This window comes from Stenotrophomonas sp. 89682_Sma, assembly GCF_056481405.1.
Genome location: NZ_CM151147.1, coordinates 4,235,132 through 4,250,836, shown reverse-complemented (window position 1 = coordinate 4,250,836; position 15,705 = coordinate 4,235,132). Strand labels below are relative to the sequence as shown.

13 protein-coding genes are annotated in these 15,705 nt (G+C 67.9%); 7 read left to right on the top strand and 6 right to left on the bottom strand.

All coding sequences use genetic code 11. From position 1 onward, the window contains the following. Window positions 1–38: 38 nt before the first annotated feature. Together ACZK29_RS19580 and ACZK29_RS19575 are read left to right on the top strand one after the other, a co-directional pair. On the top strand, window positions 39–818 hold the full coding sequence (locus ACZK29_RS19580) for an NYN domain-containing protein (protein ID WP_111204626.1): 780 nt from the start codon (window positions 39–41) through the stop codon (window positions 816–818). Between the two features lie 143 nt (window positions 819–961). Next, entirely contained in the window at window positions 962–1,582 is a 621-nt protein-coding gene (locus ACZK29_RS19575; RefSeq protein WP_087802538.1) for a glutathione S-transferase family protein, read from the top strand. A 111-nt stretch (window positions 1,583–1,693) separates the two neighbouring features. On the opposite strand, the gene ACZK29_RS19570 is transcribed toward ACZK29_RS19575, so the two are convergent. After that, window positions 1,694–3,871, bottom strand: coding sequence for a primosomal protein N' (locus ACZK29_RS19570; protein WP_111204645.1), 2,178 nt, complete (start codon window positions 3,869–3,871; stop codon window positions 1,694–1,696). 413 nt (window positions 3,872–4,284) lie between these two features. Here ACZK29_RS19570 and ACZK29_RS19565 point away from each other — a divergent pair, with 413 nt between their 5' ends. The 4 genes from ACZK29_RS19565 to sppA all read left to right on the top strand — a co-directional run bounded on the left by ACZK29_RS19565 (window position 4,285) and on the right by sppA (window position 9,561). Beyond that, entirely contained in the window at window positions 4,285–5,289 is a 1,005-nt protein-coding gene (locus ACZK29_RS19565; protein ID WP_087802535.1) for a hypothetical protein, read from the top strand. Then, window positions 5,282–5,866, top strand: coding sequence for a DUF3106 domain-containing protein (locus ACZK29_RS19560; RefSeq protein ID WP_111204625.1), 585 nt, complete (start codon window positions 5,282–5,284; stop codon window positions 5,864–5,866). The genes ACZK29_RS19565 and ACZK29_RS19560 overlap by 8 nt, the downstream gene beginning before the upstream one ends. Before the next feature lie 295 nt (window positions 5,867–6,161). Further along, window positions 6,162–7,526 (top strand): MATE family efflux transporter, encoded by a 1,365-nt coding sequence (locus tag ACZK29_RS19555; RefSeq protein WP_087802529.1) that lies wholly within the window; start codon window positions 6,162–6,164, stop codon window positions 7,524–7,526. 112 nt (window positions 7,527–7,638) lie between these two features. Next, window positions 7,639–9,561, top strand: a complete 1,923-nt coding sequence (sppA, locus tag ACZK29_RS19550) for a signal peptide peptidase SppA (RefSeq protein WP_111204624.1) — start codon at window positions 7,639–7,641, stop codon at window positions 9,559–9,561. Between the two features lie 119 nt (window positions 9,562–9,680). On the opposite strand, the gene ACZK29_RS19545 is transcribed toward sppA, so the two are convergent. Further along, window positions 9,681–9,893 carry a hypothetical protein gene (locus tag ACZK29_RS19545; protein WP_099554540.1) on the bottom strand — a complete coding sequence of 71 codons (213 nt, stop codon included), beginning with the start codon at window positions 9,891–9,893 and terminating at the stop codon, window positions 9,681–9,683. Window positions 9,894–10,004: 111 nt separating this feature from the next. Here ACZK29_RS19545 and ACZK29_RS19540 point away from each other — a divergent pair, with 111 nt between their 5' ends. Continuing rightward, on the top strand, window positions 10,005–10,781 hold the full coding sequence (locus tag ACZK29_RS19540; protein WP_019660789.1) for an SDR family oxidoreductase: 777 nt from the start codon (window positions 10,005–10,007) through the stop codon (window positions 10,779–10,781). A 95-nt stretch (window positions 10,782–10,876) separates the two neighbouring features. Here ACZK29_RS19540 and ACZK29_RS19535 read toward each other — a convergent pair whose 3' ends face one another. The 4 genes from ACZK29_RS19535 to ACZK29_RS19520 form a co-directional block, all read right to left on the bottom strand. Continuing rightward, the gene (locus ACZK29_RS19535) at window positions 10,877–11,620 is read right to left on the bottom strand and encodes a hypothetical protein (RefSeq protein WP_111204623.1); all 744 of its coding nucleotides are present in this window, start codon (window positions 11,618–11,620) and stop codon (window positions 10,877–10,879) included. A gap of 35 nt (window positions 11,621–11,655) precedes the next feature. After that, entirely contained in the window at window positions 11,656–12,345 is a 690-nt protein-coding gene (locus tag ACZK29_RS19530) for a DUF4124 domain-containing protein (protein ID WP_111204622.1), read from the bottom strand. A 43-nt stretch (window positions 12,346–12,388) separates the two neighbouring features. Further along, entirely contained in the window at window positions 12,389–12,979 is a 591-nt protein-coding gene (gene tsaC, locus ACZK29_RS19525) for an L-threonylcarbamoyladenylate synthase type 1 TsaC (protein ID WP_106548898.1), read from the bottom strand. Window positions 12,980–13,109: 130 nt separating this feature from the next. After that, complete coding sequence (locus ACZK29_RS19520; protein ID WP_111204621.1) at window positions 13,110–15,590, bottom strand: DNA topoisomerase I; 2,481 nt, start codon at window positions 15,588–15,590, stop codon at window positions 13,110–13,112. Window positions 15,591–15,705: the final 115 nt, after the last annotated feature.

The window sequence follows — 15,705 nt, the reverse complement described above, 5'->3', positions numbered from 1 at the left end:
GCGATACTCGGGTTCAGGCAACCGCCCGCGAGGAGTCCATGAGCGAACCGGAAAAGCGCATCGCCCTGTTGATCGACGCCGACAATGCGCCGGCCTCGAAGATCGACGAAGTGCTGGCCGAAGTGGCCCGCTACGGCGTGGCCAACGTGCGCCGCGCCTACGGCAACTGGAAGAGCCCGCGATTGAAGGGCTGGGAAGCCGTGCTGCACGAATACGCGATCCGCCCGATCCAGCAGTTCGCCTACAGCAAGGGCAAGAACGCCTCGGACATGGCGATGGTGATCGACGCCATGGATCTGCTGTACGCGCGCAACCTCGATGGCTTTGCCATCGTTTCCAGCGATGCGGACTTCACCCCGATGGTGATGCGCCTGCTGACCGATGGCGTGAAGGTGTATGGCTTCGGCGAGAAGAAGACGCCGGAACCCTTCGTCAATGCGTGCTCGAAATTCACCTATCTGGAGGCGCTGGGCCAGACCCATGCCAGCGTGCCGGATACCGAACAGGCATCGGGCGAACAGGCATCGAACGAGCCGGTGGCCAACGACGATGCGCGCCCGCGCAAGAGCGGTGCGGAAATGCGCAGCGACACGCGGCTGGTGAAGATGCTGCGCCGCGCGGTGTCCGCGGCCGAGGGCGAGGATGGCTGGTCGCACCTCGGCCCGGTCGGCAGCCAGATCGGCAACCAGGCGTCGTTCGACCCGCGCAACTATGGCTACGGCAAGCTCAGCGATCTGCTGGCAGCGATCGGCCTGTTCGAACTGAAGAAGGATGGCAAGTCGTCCTACGTGCGCGCGCTGCCGAAAAAGAACCGGTAATGCCGGCCGCTGGCCAGCGAGGAACCGGTAGTGCCGGCCGCTGGCCGGCAATTCCCGGATGCCAGATCCCGCATCCGGCATGCACACACCCCGCCCGATCAGGGGTATCGTTGCCGCTCGCATTGCCAGCAAGGATTACCCGCATGTTGAAGATCTGGGGCCGTCGCAATTCCAGCAACGTCCGCAAGGTGCTGTGGTGTGCCGAGGAGATCGGCCTGCCGTATGAATCCATCGAAGTCGGTGGCAGCCATGGCGGCACGCAGACGCCGGAATACCAGGCGATGAATCCCAATGGCCTGGTACCGGTGATCGAAGACCACGGCCTGCCGCTGTGGGAATCGAACGCCATCGTGCGCTACCTGAGCGCCCGCTACGCACTGGGTACCCTGTACGCCGAAGACCCGATGGAGCGCGCCCAGGCCGAAAAGTGGATGGACTGGAGCACCTCGCGGATGGCGCCGCTGTACACCGACCTGATCTGGGGCATCATGCGAACCGCCCCGGCCGACCGCGACGAAGCGCGGATCAGCGCGGCCATCGTTCGTGCCGGTGACTACCTGGCGATGGCCGATGCCACCCTGGCCAGGCAGCCGTGGCTGTCGGGCGAAAAATTCGCGATGGGTGACATTCCGCTGGGCTCGCTGATCTACGCCTGGTTCGAATTGCCGATCCAGCGCCCGGAGCTGCCGCACCTGGCCGAATGGTACGCCCGCCTTCGCGAGCGTCCCGCCTATCAGCGCGGCGTGATGTCGCCGCTGACGTAAGCGCTGGCGTTCCGGAGAGCGGTGACCCCGCGGGTAGCGCCGGGCCATGCCCGGCGAACGCGGTGTACGAAGGCCCGCCGTGCACGGCCCGGCGCTACCGTGTGATGGGCCTCAATACAGATCCGTCGGATCCACATCCAGCGACCAGCGCACCTTGCGTGCTTCCGGCAGCGCGTACAGCTGTGGCACCAGCTGCCCGAGCACGCCGTGCAGTGGCGGCCGCTGCACGGCAGACAGCAGCAGCTGCGTGCGCTGGTAACCGGCGCGCCGCGGCATCGGTGCAGGCATCGGCCCATACGCCTCCACCACGTTCTGCTCGCCCAGCAGCTGTCGCGCTGCCAGCAGGAACGCATTGGCATGCTCCACCTGCTGCGCTTCGGCGCGCATCAGTGCCAAGTGCGCGAAGGGAGGGAATCCGGCGGCCTGGCGCTGGTTCAATTCGGCCTGTGCGAACGGGTGGTAGCCACCGCTGACCAGCGTTTCCAGCAGTGGATGCCCGGGGTGATGGGTCTGCAGCCAGACCTCGCCGGGATCACGTGCACGACCCGCACGGCCCGCCACCTGGATCAGCTGCTGCGCCAGCTTCTCGCTGGCGCGGAAGTCGGCCGAGAACAGGCCTTCATCAATGCCGACCACCACCACCAGGGTCAGCTTGGGCAGGTCGTGGCCCTTGGCCAGGATCTGCGTGCCGACCAGGATGCCGGGCTGGTCGCCCAGTTTCGCCAGCTGTTGTTCCAGTGCATCGCGGCGTGACGTGGTGCCGCGGTCGATGCGCACCACCGGGAAATCGGCGAAGGCGGCGGTGAGATGCTCTTCCAGGCGCTCGGTGCCGATGCCCTGCGGTTGCAGCGCCAGGCTCCCGCACGCGGGGCATGCCAGCGGCGCTGGCTGCCGCGCGCCGCAGTGATGGCATTGCAGGCGACGGCCACCGCCATGCACGGTCATCGGCGCATCGCAGCGGTTGCACGGTGCGGTCCAGCCGCAGTCGTGGCACAGCAGCACCGGTGCGTAGCCACGGCGGTTCTTGAACACCAGCACCTGCTGGCCGCGCTGCAGGTGCTCGCCGATACCGGCCAGCACATCGGCCGAGAGGCCGTCATGCAATGGCCGCTTGCGTACATCAAGGATGCGCACGCGCGGTGGCCGCGCATCACCGGCACGCTGCTTCAGGCGCAGGTGGGTGTAGCGCCCGGCATAGGCATTGTGCAGCGTTTCCAATGAAGGCGTAGCGCTGCCCAGCAGCACCGGGATGCCCAGCGCCTTGGCCCGCACCAGGGCGAAATCGCGTGCGTGGTAGCGGATGCCGTCCTGCTGCTTGTAGCTGCCGTCATGTTCCTCGTCGACGATCAGCAGGCCGGCCTGCGGCAGCGGCGTGAACACCGCCGAGCGGGTGCCGACGATGACCCGCGCTTCGCCGCGGGAGGCCGCTGCCCAGACGCGCGCGCGCTCGTTGTCGTTCAATCCCGAGTGCAGGGCATGCACGGCGATGCCGAGGCGGCCGCGGAAGCGTGCCAGGGTCTGCGGGGTGAGGCCGATTTCCGGCACCAGCACCAGCGCCTGCTTGCCCTGCGCCAGGCAGTGGATGATGGCCTGCAGGTAGACCTCGGTCTTGCCGCTGCCGGTTACGCCATCCAGAAGGAACGGTTGGAAGCCCTCGACTGCGTTGATCGCCGCCACGGCCTCGGCCTGGTCCGGGTTGAGCGTGGGGCCGGGCAGCGGCTGCGCGTGCTGCGGCGCCACGCTCAGCGCCACGCGCTCGGCCAGTTCCCGCTTGGCGAGGCTGCGCGCGGCGGCGCGCCAGTCGTCCATGCGTTCGCCCAGCACGTCTTCATCGACGATGGCGTCGGCCAGTAGTTCGGCCAGCTGCCGGGGGCGGCTGCCGGCACGCAGTTTTTCGCGCTGGGCGCGCCCTTCGGCGGTCAGCTGCCAGCCCCAGTGATGGGTGTCGGGCAGGGCGTCGCCATGGCGCAGCGGGCCCGGCAGGGCGGTGCTCAGCACCTCGCCCAGTGGTGCATGGGTGTAGCGCGCCAGCCACTGCAGGCTCTGCCACAGCTCGCCCTGCAGCAGCGGTTGCGGGTCGCACCAGGCCAGGGCCTGGCGCAGTCCCTGGCCGTCATCGGTCTGGCCGTGGCCGGCCACCACGCCGACCAGCTCGCGGTTGCCGAACGGCACCTTCAGGCGGCAGCCGACCGCGACCGTGGGGCCATCGCCCTCCGGCGACAGGTAGTCGAACAGGCGTGGCAGCGGGACGGGCAGGGCGACCTGCAGGGTCGGAATGGGTGAAAGCATCGGGCCAGTGTAACGGGCCATGCGCGCGCGAATGGCAGGGGGCAGAGGCGGCCGGGGAGCCCCCGTTGAATCATAAATGTCACCTAAATATCGGTGCCCATTGGAGATTCAGTCTTATCCACATGTTCTGTGGATAACGTTGTGCGTTACCGGTCGACGGGAACGCAGGAGGCCGATGGCGACGAGCTCACGCTTGGGTTGGTCAAAAAATCGCCACACTTCAAAGTTATTATAAATCAACAACTTGAGTGTGAAACATTGCTGAAACAGAGTGGATTCAGCTGGATGCCGCAGTTTTCCCCGAGGCGGGCGTGGTGCTGTGCACAACCTGCAGCACGAAGTGCCTTTGGGCGCAAGTCCTACGGGTGCCGATGGGCTGCCGCTATCATGCCGGCAGACCTTTGGAGTGACCGATGACGGCTGTGCCCGCCCCTGTTTCCTCGACCGCGGCCGGTGCGCTGTCGGCGTTCCTGCGCGGCGTCGAGCGCCGCGCCCTGGTGGTGGCTGAGCTGCAGTGCGGCGACGCCGCGCGTGCCGAGCAGACCCTGGTGGCGGTGATGCGCGCCTTTGCCGCGGTCGCCAGCGACCTGCCGATGGCGCAGTGGCCGACCCGCTTCTGGACCCTGCTGGGCCAGCGCCAGGCGCTGCGCGAGCCGGTGGGCGGCCAGTGGCTGCCGCCGTTGGCTGCGCTGGGCGAGATGGGGCCGCTGCCACGCTTGGCACTCCTTCTGCGGGTGGGCGGCAGTCTGGACGAGGGCATCGCCATGCGTGTGCTCGACCAGGACGAAGCGGGCTATCAGCACTTGCTGGCCGATGCCTGTCCCCGCGATGCACACGGCCAGCCCGATGCCTTGGCCTGGCGCCAGCTGGCCGAGCAGGTGCAGCTGCGCATCCGCGACCTGCCGGCCAAGCGCCTGCAGCAGCTGCAGCAGCCGGCTGCACCCGCCGCCAGCAATGAAGCTCCTTCGACCAGTTGGCGCGCACCGCAGCGCGATGATCGTGCGGCCGGCCACGGCAAGCGGCGGCGTCCCGATGCCAGGCCGCGCTGGCGCGGTCCGCTGATCCTGCTGGTGACGGTGGCGGTGTTGTTGGCCGCGGCGCTGGGCTGGCGCTACTGGCAAGGACATTCATCCGGTAGCGATGCTCCGCTGCCGGAAGGTGTCGTGGGTGAAGCTGGCCCGGTCACGGTGGAAGCGCTTCCGCCGAGCAAGGTCAACGCCACGCCGGATGCAACCCCGGCCCAGGCGTCGGACGATGCCACGATGCTGGCTGACCGCGACTATCCGCTGGTGGCTGATGCCGATCTGTATGCCTGGACCGCCGCCGGCGGCCCGTTGCCGGTGGATGAATCGCAATCCAGGCCGAGCCGGCCGGAGCCGGCCAGCGCTACGCTGGAAACGGCTGCAGCCGATGAATAAGACCCTGCTCACCAGCCTGCTGCTGGCCCTGCCGCTGTCGCTGTCCGCTGCACCGCAGAGCTTGAACGTGCCGTTGCCGCCGCCGGTGCCGGCCACGCCATCTGCCGCGCCAGCCCCGGTAGCTGTACCTGCTGCACCCGCATCGTTTGCCCAGCTCGATGCTCCGCAGCAGCGTCAGCGCCGAGCCGACTACGCCGCCTGGCGCGCCCTGCCGGAGAGCGAGCGGGAGCGCATCCGGCAGGCTGCGGCGCGGTTCAACGCGCTGCCGGCAGACCAGCAGCAGCGTCTGCGCCAGCAGTTCCAGGCGCAGGACCAAGCGTTTCGTGAAGGCTGGCGGCTGGGTCCGCAGCTGGGACTGGAATTCCCCAAGCTGCATGGCCTGTTCGGCTTCGTGCCACCGGAACAGCGCGAAGCCGCGCTGGCCGTGCTGCGCCAGCTCAGCCCGGCGCAGCTGGCCCAGCTGACCCTGGTTGCGCAGCGCACGCCACCGCAGGAACGCGACAAGGTGCGTGGCGCGTTCCTCGCCGTGCCGGCCGCCGAGCGCGACACCTGGCTCAAGCGCCAGGCCGGCCAGTAAACCCGAAGGTGTAGCGTCGACGGGTAACCTCGACGGCGTAGAGTCGACTGTCAGTCGACTTACGCGCGCAGCGCTGGATTTTCGCGGTCCCGTATGAAGAGCAGTCGACTGACAGTCGACTCTACAGGGGGGCGTCTTTCCCGGTAACACGATCGCAACGCGTGATGCCGAGGCCTGCCGGAACCCGGCATTCACGCCATGTCATGGGAATGCGCGCGCTGCGCGCGTAAGATGACCGGCCGCAACCCGGTGCCTGTGCCCTTCGCGCGCAACCGTAGTTCGCGTCAAGCACCTTATGTCTACTGCAACCTCCACGCCGCGCTTCAGCAAGGAAGTCGGCGCCACCGGTCTGCTCGCCCTGCCGCTTGTGCTCGGGCATGTATCCACCGGCCTGATCTCCTTCGTCGACAACGTGATTGCCGGCCACCACGCCACCGCGACCCTGGCTGCGGTGACCATCGGCACGGCGCTGCTGTGGCTGCCGATGCTGATCCCGATCGGCACCTTGATCTCGCTTACCGCCTCGGTGTCGCAGCTGCATGGCGCCGGCCGCGAGCGCGAGATCGGCCCGCTGTTCCGCCAGGCGCTGTGGCTGGCGCTGGGCCTGGGCCTGATCATGTTCACCTTCCTCACCGTGGTGCCACCGCTGCTGCCGGCCTTCGGCATCGCGCCGGACATCGTGCCGGGGGCGACCGCGTTCCTGCATGCGGTGCGCTGGGGTGGCCCTGCGCTGACCCTGTACTTCTGCATGCGCTACCTCAGCGAGGGCATGCACTGGACGCTGCCGACCATGCTGCTCGGCTTCGGCGGCCTGCTGGTGCTGGCGCCGATGGGCTACGTGCTGGCCAACGGCAAGCTCGGCTTCCCGGAAATGGGCGCGGAGGGCCTCGGCATCGCCTCGGCGGTGATGATGTGGCTGCAGGCCATCGCCTTCGCCACCTACCTGTGGTTCACCAAGCGCTTCGCCCACCTGCAGCTGTTCTCGCATTTCGAGGGGCCGCGCTGGAAGGCGATCTGGGAGCTGCTGCGCACCGGCCTGCCGATCGGCATCACCGTGCTGATGGAAGGCGGTCTGTTCATCGTCACCGCGCTGCTGATCGGCCGCCTCGGTGCCAATGAAGCGGCCGCGCACCAGATCGCGATCAACGTGGCACAGCTGTGCTTCATGATCCCGATGGGCGTGGCCGAAGCCACCACCGTGCGCGTCGGCCATGCGGTTGGACGTGGTGATGGCTTTGGTGTGCGCCGTGCGGCCTGGGCCGGCTACGCGATCATCATGGGCACGCAGACGCTGTCGGCGGCGGTGCTGCTGTTCGGCCACGATGCCATCGTCGGTGTCTACACCAACGACCTGGCGGTGGCCGGCCTGGCCTCGACGCTGCTGCTGTACGCGGCCACCTTCCAGTTCCCGGATGGCATCCAGGTGCTGTCGGCCGGTGCGCTGCGCGGCCTGAAGGACACCCGCGTGCCGATGTTCATCGCCATGTTCGCGTACTGGGGCCTGGGCATGCCGCTCGGCGCCGGGCTCGGCCTGGGCCTGGGCATGGGCCCGCAGGGCATGTGGATCGGCCTGATCGTCGGCCTGACCACCGCCGCCATCCTGATGGGCTGGCGCCTGCGCCGCAGCAGCCTGCGCATCGGCCAGTCGATGCTGTCCTGACCTCCCGTTCCCGCCACCCCCGTGGCGGGCGATCCCCTGACTTGTGTCCGATGCCGCATCACGCGGCACCGGCTATGCTGGTACCACGGCAAGAAGCCATCCGGAGCGCTCCATGAATCAACCCGTGCCCCCGCTGCCCCCGGCGCGTCGCAACCCCGTCGCCAGTTTCTTCATCGGGCTGTGGGACGTCATGAACTTCACCCGCCGGTTGATCCTCAACCTGGTGTTCTTCGGCCTGCTGTTCCTGCTGCTGGTGATGTTCGTCATCGCCGCCGGCATGGGCGCCGGTGCCAGCAAGTCGCTGCAGGACCGCACCACCCTGGTGATCGCCCCGGAAGGCCGCCTGGTCGAGCAGTTCAGCGCCGATCCGGTCAGCCGTGCACTGGCCAAGGCGGTGGGTGACAACGGCGCCGAAGAGATCCAGCTGCGCGACCTGCTGCGGGTGATCGAGTCGGCCAAGGAAGACAAGAAGATCGAGCGGGTGGTGCTGGAGCTGGACAAGCTGCAGCCGTCCGGCTTCGCCTCGCTGCGTGAAGTGGCCGCCGCGCTGCAGGACCTGCGCGCATCCGGCAAGCAGCTGGTGGCTTACAGCGAGAGCATGGGCCAGTCGCAGTACCTGCTGGCCGCGCAGGCCGACGAGGTGTACCTGGACCCGATGGGGTCGGTCGTGCTGGAAGGTCTCGGCCGCTACCGCCAGTACTTCCGCACCGGCCTGCAGGACAAGCTGGGCGTGGACGTGCACCTGTTCAAGGTGGGCGAGTACAAGTCGGCGGCCGAGCCGTACGTGCTTGATGCGGCGTCGCCGGCCTCCAAGGAAGCCGACCTGTTCTGGATGAACGATGTGTGGCAACGCTACCTGGGCGATATCGCCAAGGCCCGTCGCCTGGATCCGGCACAGCTGGCCGCCGGCATCGACACGCTGCCGGAAGGCATCGCTGCCGCCGGTGGCGACCTGGCCAAGTTCGCACTGCAGCAGAAGCTGGTGACCGCGCTGAAGACCCGCGAGGAATTCGAGGATCTGATGATCGAGCGCGGCGTGGCCGACGACGATGCCGACGGCGGTTTCCGCAACGTCGACTTCGGTCGTTACCTGGCCCTGCTCGACGCGCGCCGCAACCCGGTGGACTCGCGTCCGCAGGTGGCGGTGGTGGTGGCCGAAGGCGAGATCAGCGGTGGCGACCTGCCGGCCGGCCGCATCGGTGGCGAGTCGACCTCGGCGCTGCTGCGTGCCGCGCGTGACGACGAAAACGTGAAGGCGGTGGTGCTGCGCGTGGATTCGCCGGGCGGTGAAGTGTTCGCCTCCGAGCAGATCCGCCGTGAAGTGGTGGCGCTGCAGGCCGCCGGCAAGCCGGTGGTGGTGTCGATGGGTGACCTGGCCGCTTCCGGTGGCTACTGGATCAGCATGAACGCCGATCGCATCTACGCCGATCCGTCGACCATCACCGGTTCGATCGGCATCTTCGGCATGGTGCCGAACTTCAGCCGCGCGCTGGACAAGATCGGCGTGCATACCGACGGCGTGGGCACCACCCGCTTCGCCGGTGCCTTCGACGTCACCCGCCCGATGGACCCGGCCGTGGGCCAGGTCATCCAGACGGTGATCAACAAGGGCTATGCCGACTTCACCGGTCGCGTCGCCGATGCCCGCAAGAAGCCGGTCGAGGCGGTCGATGAAGTGGCCCGTGGCCGCGTGTGGAGCGGTGCACAGGCCAAGGAACGTGGCCTGGTCGACGCCTTCGGTGGCCTGAAGGACGCCGTGGCCGACGCCGCCAGCCGTGCCAAGCTGGGCAAGGCCGATGCCTACCGCGTGCGCTACATCGAGAAGGCGGCGACGCCGTTCGCGCAGTTCGTCAGCGGTTTCGCCGGCAGCCGCGCCGGTGCCTGGATGCTGTCCGACTCGGGCATGGCGCGGATGATGCTGGCGCGCACGATGCCGGAAGTGGACACGCAGTTGCGCTTCGTCGAGAACGCGGCGCGTGAGAAGGGCAATGGCGCGCCGGTGAAGGCGCTGGCGTATTGCTTCTGCGGGTTCTGATCGGAAAGCATCCACGCATGGCGTGGATCTACTGGAAACGCCCGGCTTCGGCCGGGCGTTCTCGTTCATGGGGTCGGATCCCTTTGCTTCGCAAAGGGCTCTGACCCCACAAGCCAAGGTTATTGCGTCGCGTCGGCTTCGGCCTTGCGCTCGCGTGCAGCGGCCTCTTCCACGGCCTTCCGTGCGTCCTTCGCACGGTCCAGGGGCTCCTGCATCGCGCGCGACATCGCCTTGGGCACCGGTGGCTTCTCAGGGTTCGGCGTCGGCGGCCGCTGGCAGGCCACCAGCAGCACGCTGGCCAGCAGGGAAGAGGACAGGATCAGGATGCGCATGGCGGCTCTCCGCGGTGGGCGTGCGTGCAGTGTCGCATTCCCGGCAGGGGGCAGCCGTGAGCGCGTATCCTTGCCGCATCGAAATACAGCGGGCGCGGCCCAGGAGGACACATGACGCAGCAACGGTGGCGCCTGGACGGGCAGACCGCCCTGATCACCGGCGCCAGCGCCGGTATCGGCCTGGCCATCGCGCACGAACTGGCCGGCTTCGGGGCGGACCTGATGATCGTCGGGCGCGATATCGACATGCTGGAAACCGCGCGCGACGAGCTGCTGGACGTGTATCCGCAGATGCAGGTGCACGCGCTGGCCGCCGATGTCTCCGACGACGAGGACCGCCGCCAGATCCTGGACTGGGTGGAAGACCACAGCGATGGCCTGCACATCCTGGTCAACAACGCCGGCGGCAACGTCACCAAGGCGGCCACGGAGTATTCCGAGGACGAATGGCGGAAGATCTTCGAGACCAACCTGTTCTCGGCGTTCGAGCTGTCGCGCTACGCGCATCCGTTGCTGGCACGCCACGCATCGTCGTCGATCGTCAACGTCGGCAGCGTGTCCGGCCTGACCCATGTGCGCAGCGGCGTGGTCTACGGCATGACCAAGGCGGCGATGCACCAGATGACCCGCAACCTGGCCGTCGAGTGGGCCGAGGATGGCATCCGGGTCAATGCCGTGGCGCCGTGGTACATCCGCACGCGGCGGACCTCCGGTCCGTTGTCGGACCCGGATTACTACGAGGAAGTGATCAACCGCACGCCGATGCGCCGCATTGGCGAGCCGGAGGAAGTGGCCGCGGCCGTAGGCTTCCTGTGCCTGCCGGCAGCCAGCTATGTCACCGGCGAGTGCATCGCGGTGGATGGCGGTTTCCTGCGTTACGGGTTCTGAGCGCAGGTCGTCTTTTCGCCGGGCATGGCCCGGCGCTACCGCGACGGCGCCCTATCACCCCGGTACCGGTAGATCCACGCCATGCGTGGATGCGGTCACCCCGGTACCGGGCAGTTGCTGGCCTCCAGCACAGCCTGCAGCCGTTCCCGCTCGCCCTGTGCAGCGTCGCGGTTCTCCGGTGTGGCGAATCGTTCGCGGCCGCGTGCATCGCGGAAGCGCTGCTGCCAGCTGCCGCATCGCTGTGCTTCGGGCAGTTCCTCGCAACGGTCGCGCACGACTTCGCAGCCGGCCGCGTTCATCGGCGTGACCCCGCCCAGGCCCTGCACCGTCATCGGTTCGCAGCGGCCGGGTGATGCCTCGTACTCGTGCAGATAGCCACCACCCTGCCCGTCGGTGCACTGGAAGATCGGGGGAAGGGGCGGCTTCGGTGGTCCGTTGCCTGCTTCGGCACGAGCGTCGGCATCACGGCGCAGGGTCGCACTGTCGAGAATCTGGTTGCCACCTTCGCGTTCAACCATTCCCGCTTCCATGATGGTGCGCCCTTCGTCCGCGCGCCTTGGTGCCGCTGCGGCCGCAGTCACTGCTTCGGGCCTGGTCGGAGCCGCGGCGGGCGTCCCGGTGACAACAGGTGCTGGCGCCTGGGGCGCGGCGACCACCGCCGGCTGTGTGCTGGCAGGCTCGGGCACGCGCAACACCTGCTGCTTGGTTCCGGACGGGCAGGGCGTACGCTGCAGGGTCGGTATGTCGCTGTTGCTGGACGTGCAGCGGTACACCACGCCGGCTTCGGCCAGTGCCGTGCCGGGCAACAACGCCAGGGCCAGCCAGATCAGTCTGTTCATGCGCACAGCGTACAGGCTGCGATGCAGGGCTGCGCTCAGCGCTGGCAGTCGCGTGACAGGCGCGCGTCGATGCCACGCTGTTCGTTGCTGATGGCGGTGCGCTCGCTCTGCAATGCGCTGTTGTAGCGACGATCCAGTTCCCAGCGACGGTCGCGCAGGCGCGCGCAGACCTCCTGTGGCGGCAGCGCGTGGCAGCTGTCGCGCACCAGCACGCTGCCGGCCGGGACCTGCACACCTACTCCGACGGCGGGCGGCCGGTAACCTGCACCCTCGCCGACGGGCGAACCGATCGGTGTGCCGATGGCCGGGCGCGGACCCGGGTAGGCCGGGCCCCGATGCCCGTGTGGCAGCCAGACGCTGGTCCACAACGGCACCCAACGCGGATTGCCCTCGTTGCTGTCGCTGGTATAGCGCTGGCCGTCGTCGCGCACGCATTCGTACAGCGGCTGCGGCGGTTGGATGTAGACGTGGCGGACCTCGCGGTCACGCATCACCGGAGCTTCGTCCGGCGGTGCGGGCGTCGCATCGCTGCGTACCACCCGCGGCGCTGGATCGCGCGGGCGCTGCAGGTCGCGGACTTCCTGGCGGCCGCTGTTGCAGGGCGTGTCCTGCAGGGCCACCGCGCCGTTGCTGGCGACGCAGCGGTAGACCCGCACATCCTCGGCCGCCGGTGCCATCGATGGCAGCAGCAGGCACAGGACCAAGGCGGTGCGCAGCAGGTTCATGACGGCAGGGTGCGCGATTGTCAGGGGCAGCGCAATCGGCCGCTCAGGAGCGCAGCACGTTGCCGCTGAGCGCGTCGCGGATCGGGGTGGGCTGGGCCAGGCCACCGGTTTCGCCATCCAGGATGCCGTCGAGCAGGCGCAGCAGGCGTGGATCCAGTTCTTCGCGGCGACGCGCTGGGGGCTCGCCGGCCAGGTTGGCGCTGGTGGAGACCAGTGGGCCTCCCCAGGCACGGCACAGTTCGGCTACCAGCGGGTGGGCGCTGATGCGCACGGCGATGCCGCTGTGCTCCCCGGTGACCCACGGCTGGGCACGGGGTCCGGCGGGCAGGATCCAGGTGTTGGCGCCGGGCCAGCTGGCCAGCACCGCGCGTTGGCGTGCGTCCGGCAGCGCCTGCAGGCGCACCCAGCCTTCCAGCTGAGGCAGTTCGGCGGCAACGAGGATCATGCCCTTCTCGATCGGTCGCTGTTTCAGTCGCAGCACCATGTGCACCGCCGCCTCGTGCGAAGGGTCACAGCCCAGGCCCCAGACCGCTTCGGTCGGGTAGGCAATCACGCCGCCCGCGCGGAGCGTGGCGACAGCAGAGTCCAGGGTGAGTTCTTTCATGGCGGCGACCGGCCCGGCGTGGGCCTTCATTATCCCCCTGCAGCGTGCAGATGGGGTGGACCCCTGGCACTCGGGAGTGCCGGCCGCTGGCCGGCATCTGATGCTTCTGGGGTTGCCGGCCAGCGGCCGGCACTACCCCTCATCCACGCATGGCGTGGATCTATTTCTTGGCAGCCTTCTTGACGGCCTTCTTGGCCGGCGCCTTCTTCGCGGCAGTCTTCTTCACCGCTTTCTTGGCCGGGGCCTTCTTGGCGGCAGCCTTCTTCGGCGCGGCTTCCTTCTTCACCGCGGCCTTCTTGGCCGGCGCCTTCTTCGCAGCGGCCTTCTTGGCACCGAAGCCCTTGCGCACCGGCTTGCCGGTTTCTTCCATCAACTGCTGCACTTCGGCCAGGGTCAGCGATGCCGGTTCGCGATCCTTGGGGATCTTGCCGTTCATCCTGCCGTCGCTGATGTACGGGCCGAAGCGGCCGTTCAGCACCTGGATGTCGCTGCCCTCGAACTCCTTGATGATCCGGTTGCGCGCGATTTCTTCCTTCTCTTCGATCAGGAACACGGCGCGGGCCAGGTCGATGGTGTACGGGTCGTCTTCCTTCTTCAGGGAGGCGTAGGTGCTGCCGCGCTTGGCGAACGGGCCGAAGCGGCCGATGCCGACGCTGACCGGCTCGCCGTTGTCCTCGCCCAGCGCGCGTGGCATCAGGAACAGTTCCAGCGCGTCTTCCAGCGAGATGGTGTGCATCGACTGGCCGGGGCGCAGCGAAGCGAACTTCGGCTTCTCCTCGGCATCCTCGGCGGTGCTGCCGATGGCGGCATACGGCCCGAAGCGGCCCAGCCGCACGCTGACCGGCTTGCCGGTCTTGGGGTCGGTGCCGAGCTCGCGCGCGCCACTGGCCTCGGCGCGGTCGACCGATTCCTTCTTGTCTTCGACCAGTTCCTTGAACGGTTCCCAGAAGCGCGACATCAGCGGGATCCACTCTTCTTCGCCACGCGAGACGGCATCGAGCTCGTCTTCAAGCTTGGCGGTGAAGTCGTAATCCACGTACTGGGTGAAGTGGCTGGACAGGAACTTGGACACCGCACGGCCGACGTCGGACGGGCGGAAGCTGCGACCTTCCATTTCCACGTACTTGCGGAACAACAGGGTCTGGATGATCGAGGCGTAGGTCGAGGGACGGCCGATGCCGTACTCTTCCAGCGCCTTCACCAGCGCCGCTTCGGTGTAGCGCGGCGGCGGCTGGGTGAAATGCTGTTCGGCCTGGATGCGTTCCAGCGGCACACGGTCGCCGGGCTTCATCGCCGGCAGCTTGCGGCCTTCGTCCTCGTCCTCGGCGCTCTTGTTGTCCTTGCCTTCCTCGTACACAGCCAGGAAGCCGGGCACGACCACGGTGGTGCCGCTGGCACGGAACACGTGCTCGCTGCCGGCCGACAGGTCGACGCTGACGGTGTTGAGCGTGGCCGGAATCATCTGGCAGGCCACTGCACGCTTCCAGATCAGTTCATACAGGCGGCGCTCGTCGTCGGTGAGGAAGCGTGCGACCTGGGCCGGGGTGCGCAGGGCCGAGGTCGGGCGTACCGCTTCGTGCGCTTCCTGGGCGTTCTTCGACTTGGTCTGGTAGGTGTTGGGCTGGTCGGGCAGCGAGGCGATGCCGTAATCACGGGCGATCACATCGCGGATCTCGGCCAGCGCATCCTGCGACAGGTTCACCGAGTCGGTACGCATGTACGAGATCAGGCCGACGGTGCCTTCGTCGCCGATCGCCACGCCTTCATACAGCTTCTGCGCCACCTGCATGGTCTTGCGGGTGGTGAAGCCGAGCTTGCGCGAGGCTTCCTGCTGCAGGGTGGAGGTGGTGAACGGCGGCGCCGGGCGGCGCTTGCGCTCCTTGCTGGCCACGTCGGTGACGTGCAGCGAGCCCTGCGCGGCCTGCTGGATGCGCATGCGCGCCGCTTCAGCGGTGTCGCCATCGGTGATGGTGAACTGCTCGAACTTCTGCCCGTCCAGCTTGATCAGCTTGGCGTTGAAGTGCTGCGACGGGTGCGCGCACTCGGCGGCGATCGACCAGTATTCGCGGGCGATGAAGGCTTCGATCTCTTCCTCGCGCTCGACGATCATGCGCAGCGCCGGGCTTTGCACGCGGCCGGCGGACAGGCCGCGCTGGACCTTGCGCCACAGCACCGGCGACAGGTTGAAGCCGACCAGGTAGTCCAGTGCGCGGCGCGCCTGCTGGGCATCGACCAGATCGCTGGCGATCGCGCGCGGCTGGCTGATGGCTTCCTTGATGGCGCGCGGGGTGATCTCGGTGAACACCACGCGCTGCATCGGCTTGTCCTTGACCAGCCCGCGTTCCTTCAGGATCTCGGCGATGTGCCAGCTGATCGCCTCACCCTCGCGATCCGGGTCGGTCGCCAGCAGGATGTCGTCGGCGCCCTTGGCGGCCTTGGCGATCGCATCGACGTGCTTCTCGTTCTTGTCGATCACGTCGTAGTGCATGGCGAACCCGTTGTCCGGGTCGACCGCGCCTTCCTTCGGAATCAGGTCACGCACATGCCCATACGAGGCCAGGACGGTGTAGTCCTTGCCGAGGTATTTGTTGATCGTCTTGGCCTTGGCCGGCGATTCGACGATGAGCAGGTGCTTGGGCATGGCAGCAGGGTCTGTGGGGCGAACCGTGGGGAAGGGGCCGCTAGGGTGGAGCAAATGGCCGCATTAGTGAAGCGGCCACGCGCAAATCCATAAACTGAACGCCCGGTAATGTGCC

What these genes read in the sequence shown, in the direction of transcription:
- ACZK29_RS19560 (WP_111204625.1), top strand. Translation starts at nt 5,282, where the DNA reads ATGAATAAGACCCTGCTCACCAGCCTGCTGCTGGCCCTGCCGCTGTCG.
- ACZK29_RS19570 (WP_111204645.1), bottom strand. Translation starts at nt 3,871, where the DNA reads ATGCTTTCACCCATTCCGACCCTGCAGGTCGCCCTGCCCGTCCCGCTG.
- ACZK29_RS19535 (WP_111204623.1), bottom strand. Translation starts at nt 11,620, where the DNA reads ATGAACAGACTGATCTGGCTGGCCCTGGCGTTGTTGCCCGGCACGGCA.
- ACZK29_RS19540 (WP_019660789.1), top strand. Translation starts at nt 10,005, where the DNA reads ATGACGCAGCAACGGTGGCGCCTGGACGGGCAGACCGCCCTGATCACC.
- ACZK29_RS19565 (WP_087802535.1), top strand. Translation starts at nt 4,285, where the DNA reads ATGACGGCTGTGCCCGCCCCTGTTTCCTCGACCGCGGCCGGTGCGCTG.
- tsaC (WP_106548898.1), bottom strand. Translation starts at nt 12,979, where the DNA reads ATGAAGGCCCACGCCGGGCCGGTCGCCGCCATGAAAGAACTCACCCTG.
- sppA (WP_111204624.1), top strand. Translation starts at nt 7,639, where the DNA reads ATGAATCAACCCGTGCCCCCGCTGCCCCCGGCGCGTCGCAACCCCGTC.
- ACZK29_RS19575 (WP_087802538.1), top strand. Translation starts at nt 962, where the DNA reads ATGTTGAAGATCTGGGGCCGTCGCAATTCCAGCAACGTCCGCAAGGTG.
- ACZK29_RS19530 (WP_111204622.1), bottom strand. Translation starts at nt 12,345, where the DNA reads ATGAACCTGCTGCGCACCGCCTTGGTCCTGTGCCTGCTGCTGCCATCG.
- ACZK29_RS19520 (WP_111204621.1), bottom strand. Translation starts at nt 15,590, where the DNA reads ATGCCCAAGCACCTGCTCATCGTCGAATCGCCGGCCAAGGCCAAGACG.
- ACZK29_RS19580 (WP_111204626.1), top strand. Translation starts at nt 39, where the DNA reads ATGAGCGAACCGGAAAAGCGCATCGCCCTGTTGATCGACGCCGACAAT.
- ACZK29_RS19555 (WP_087802529.1), top strand. Translation starts at nt 6,162, where the DNA reads ATGTCTACTGCAACCTCCACGCCGCGCTTCAGCAAGGAAGTCGGCGCC.
- ACZK29_RS19545 (WP_099554540.1), bottom strand. Translation starts at nt 9,893, where the DNA reads ATGCGCATCCTGATCCTGTCCTCTTCCCTGCTGGCCAGCGTGCTGCTG.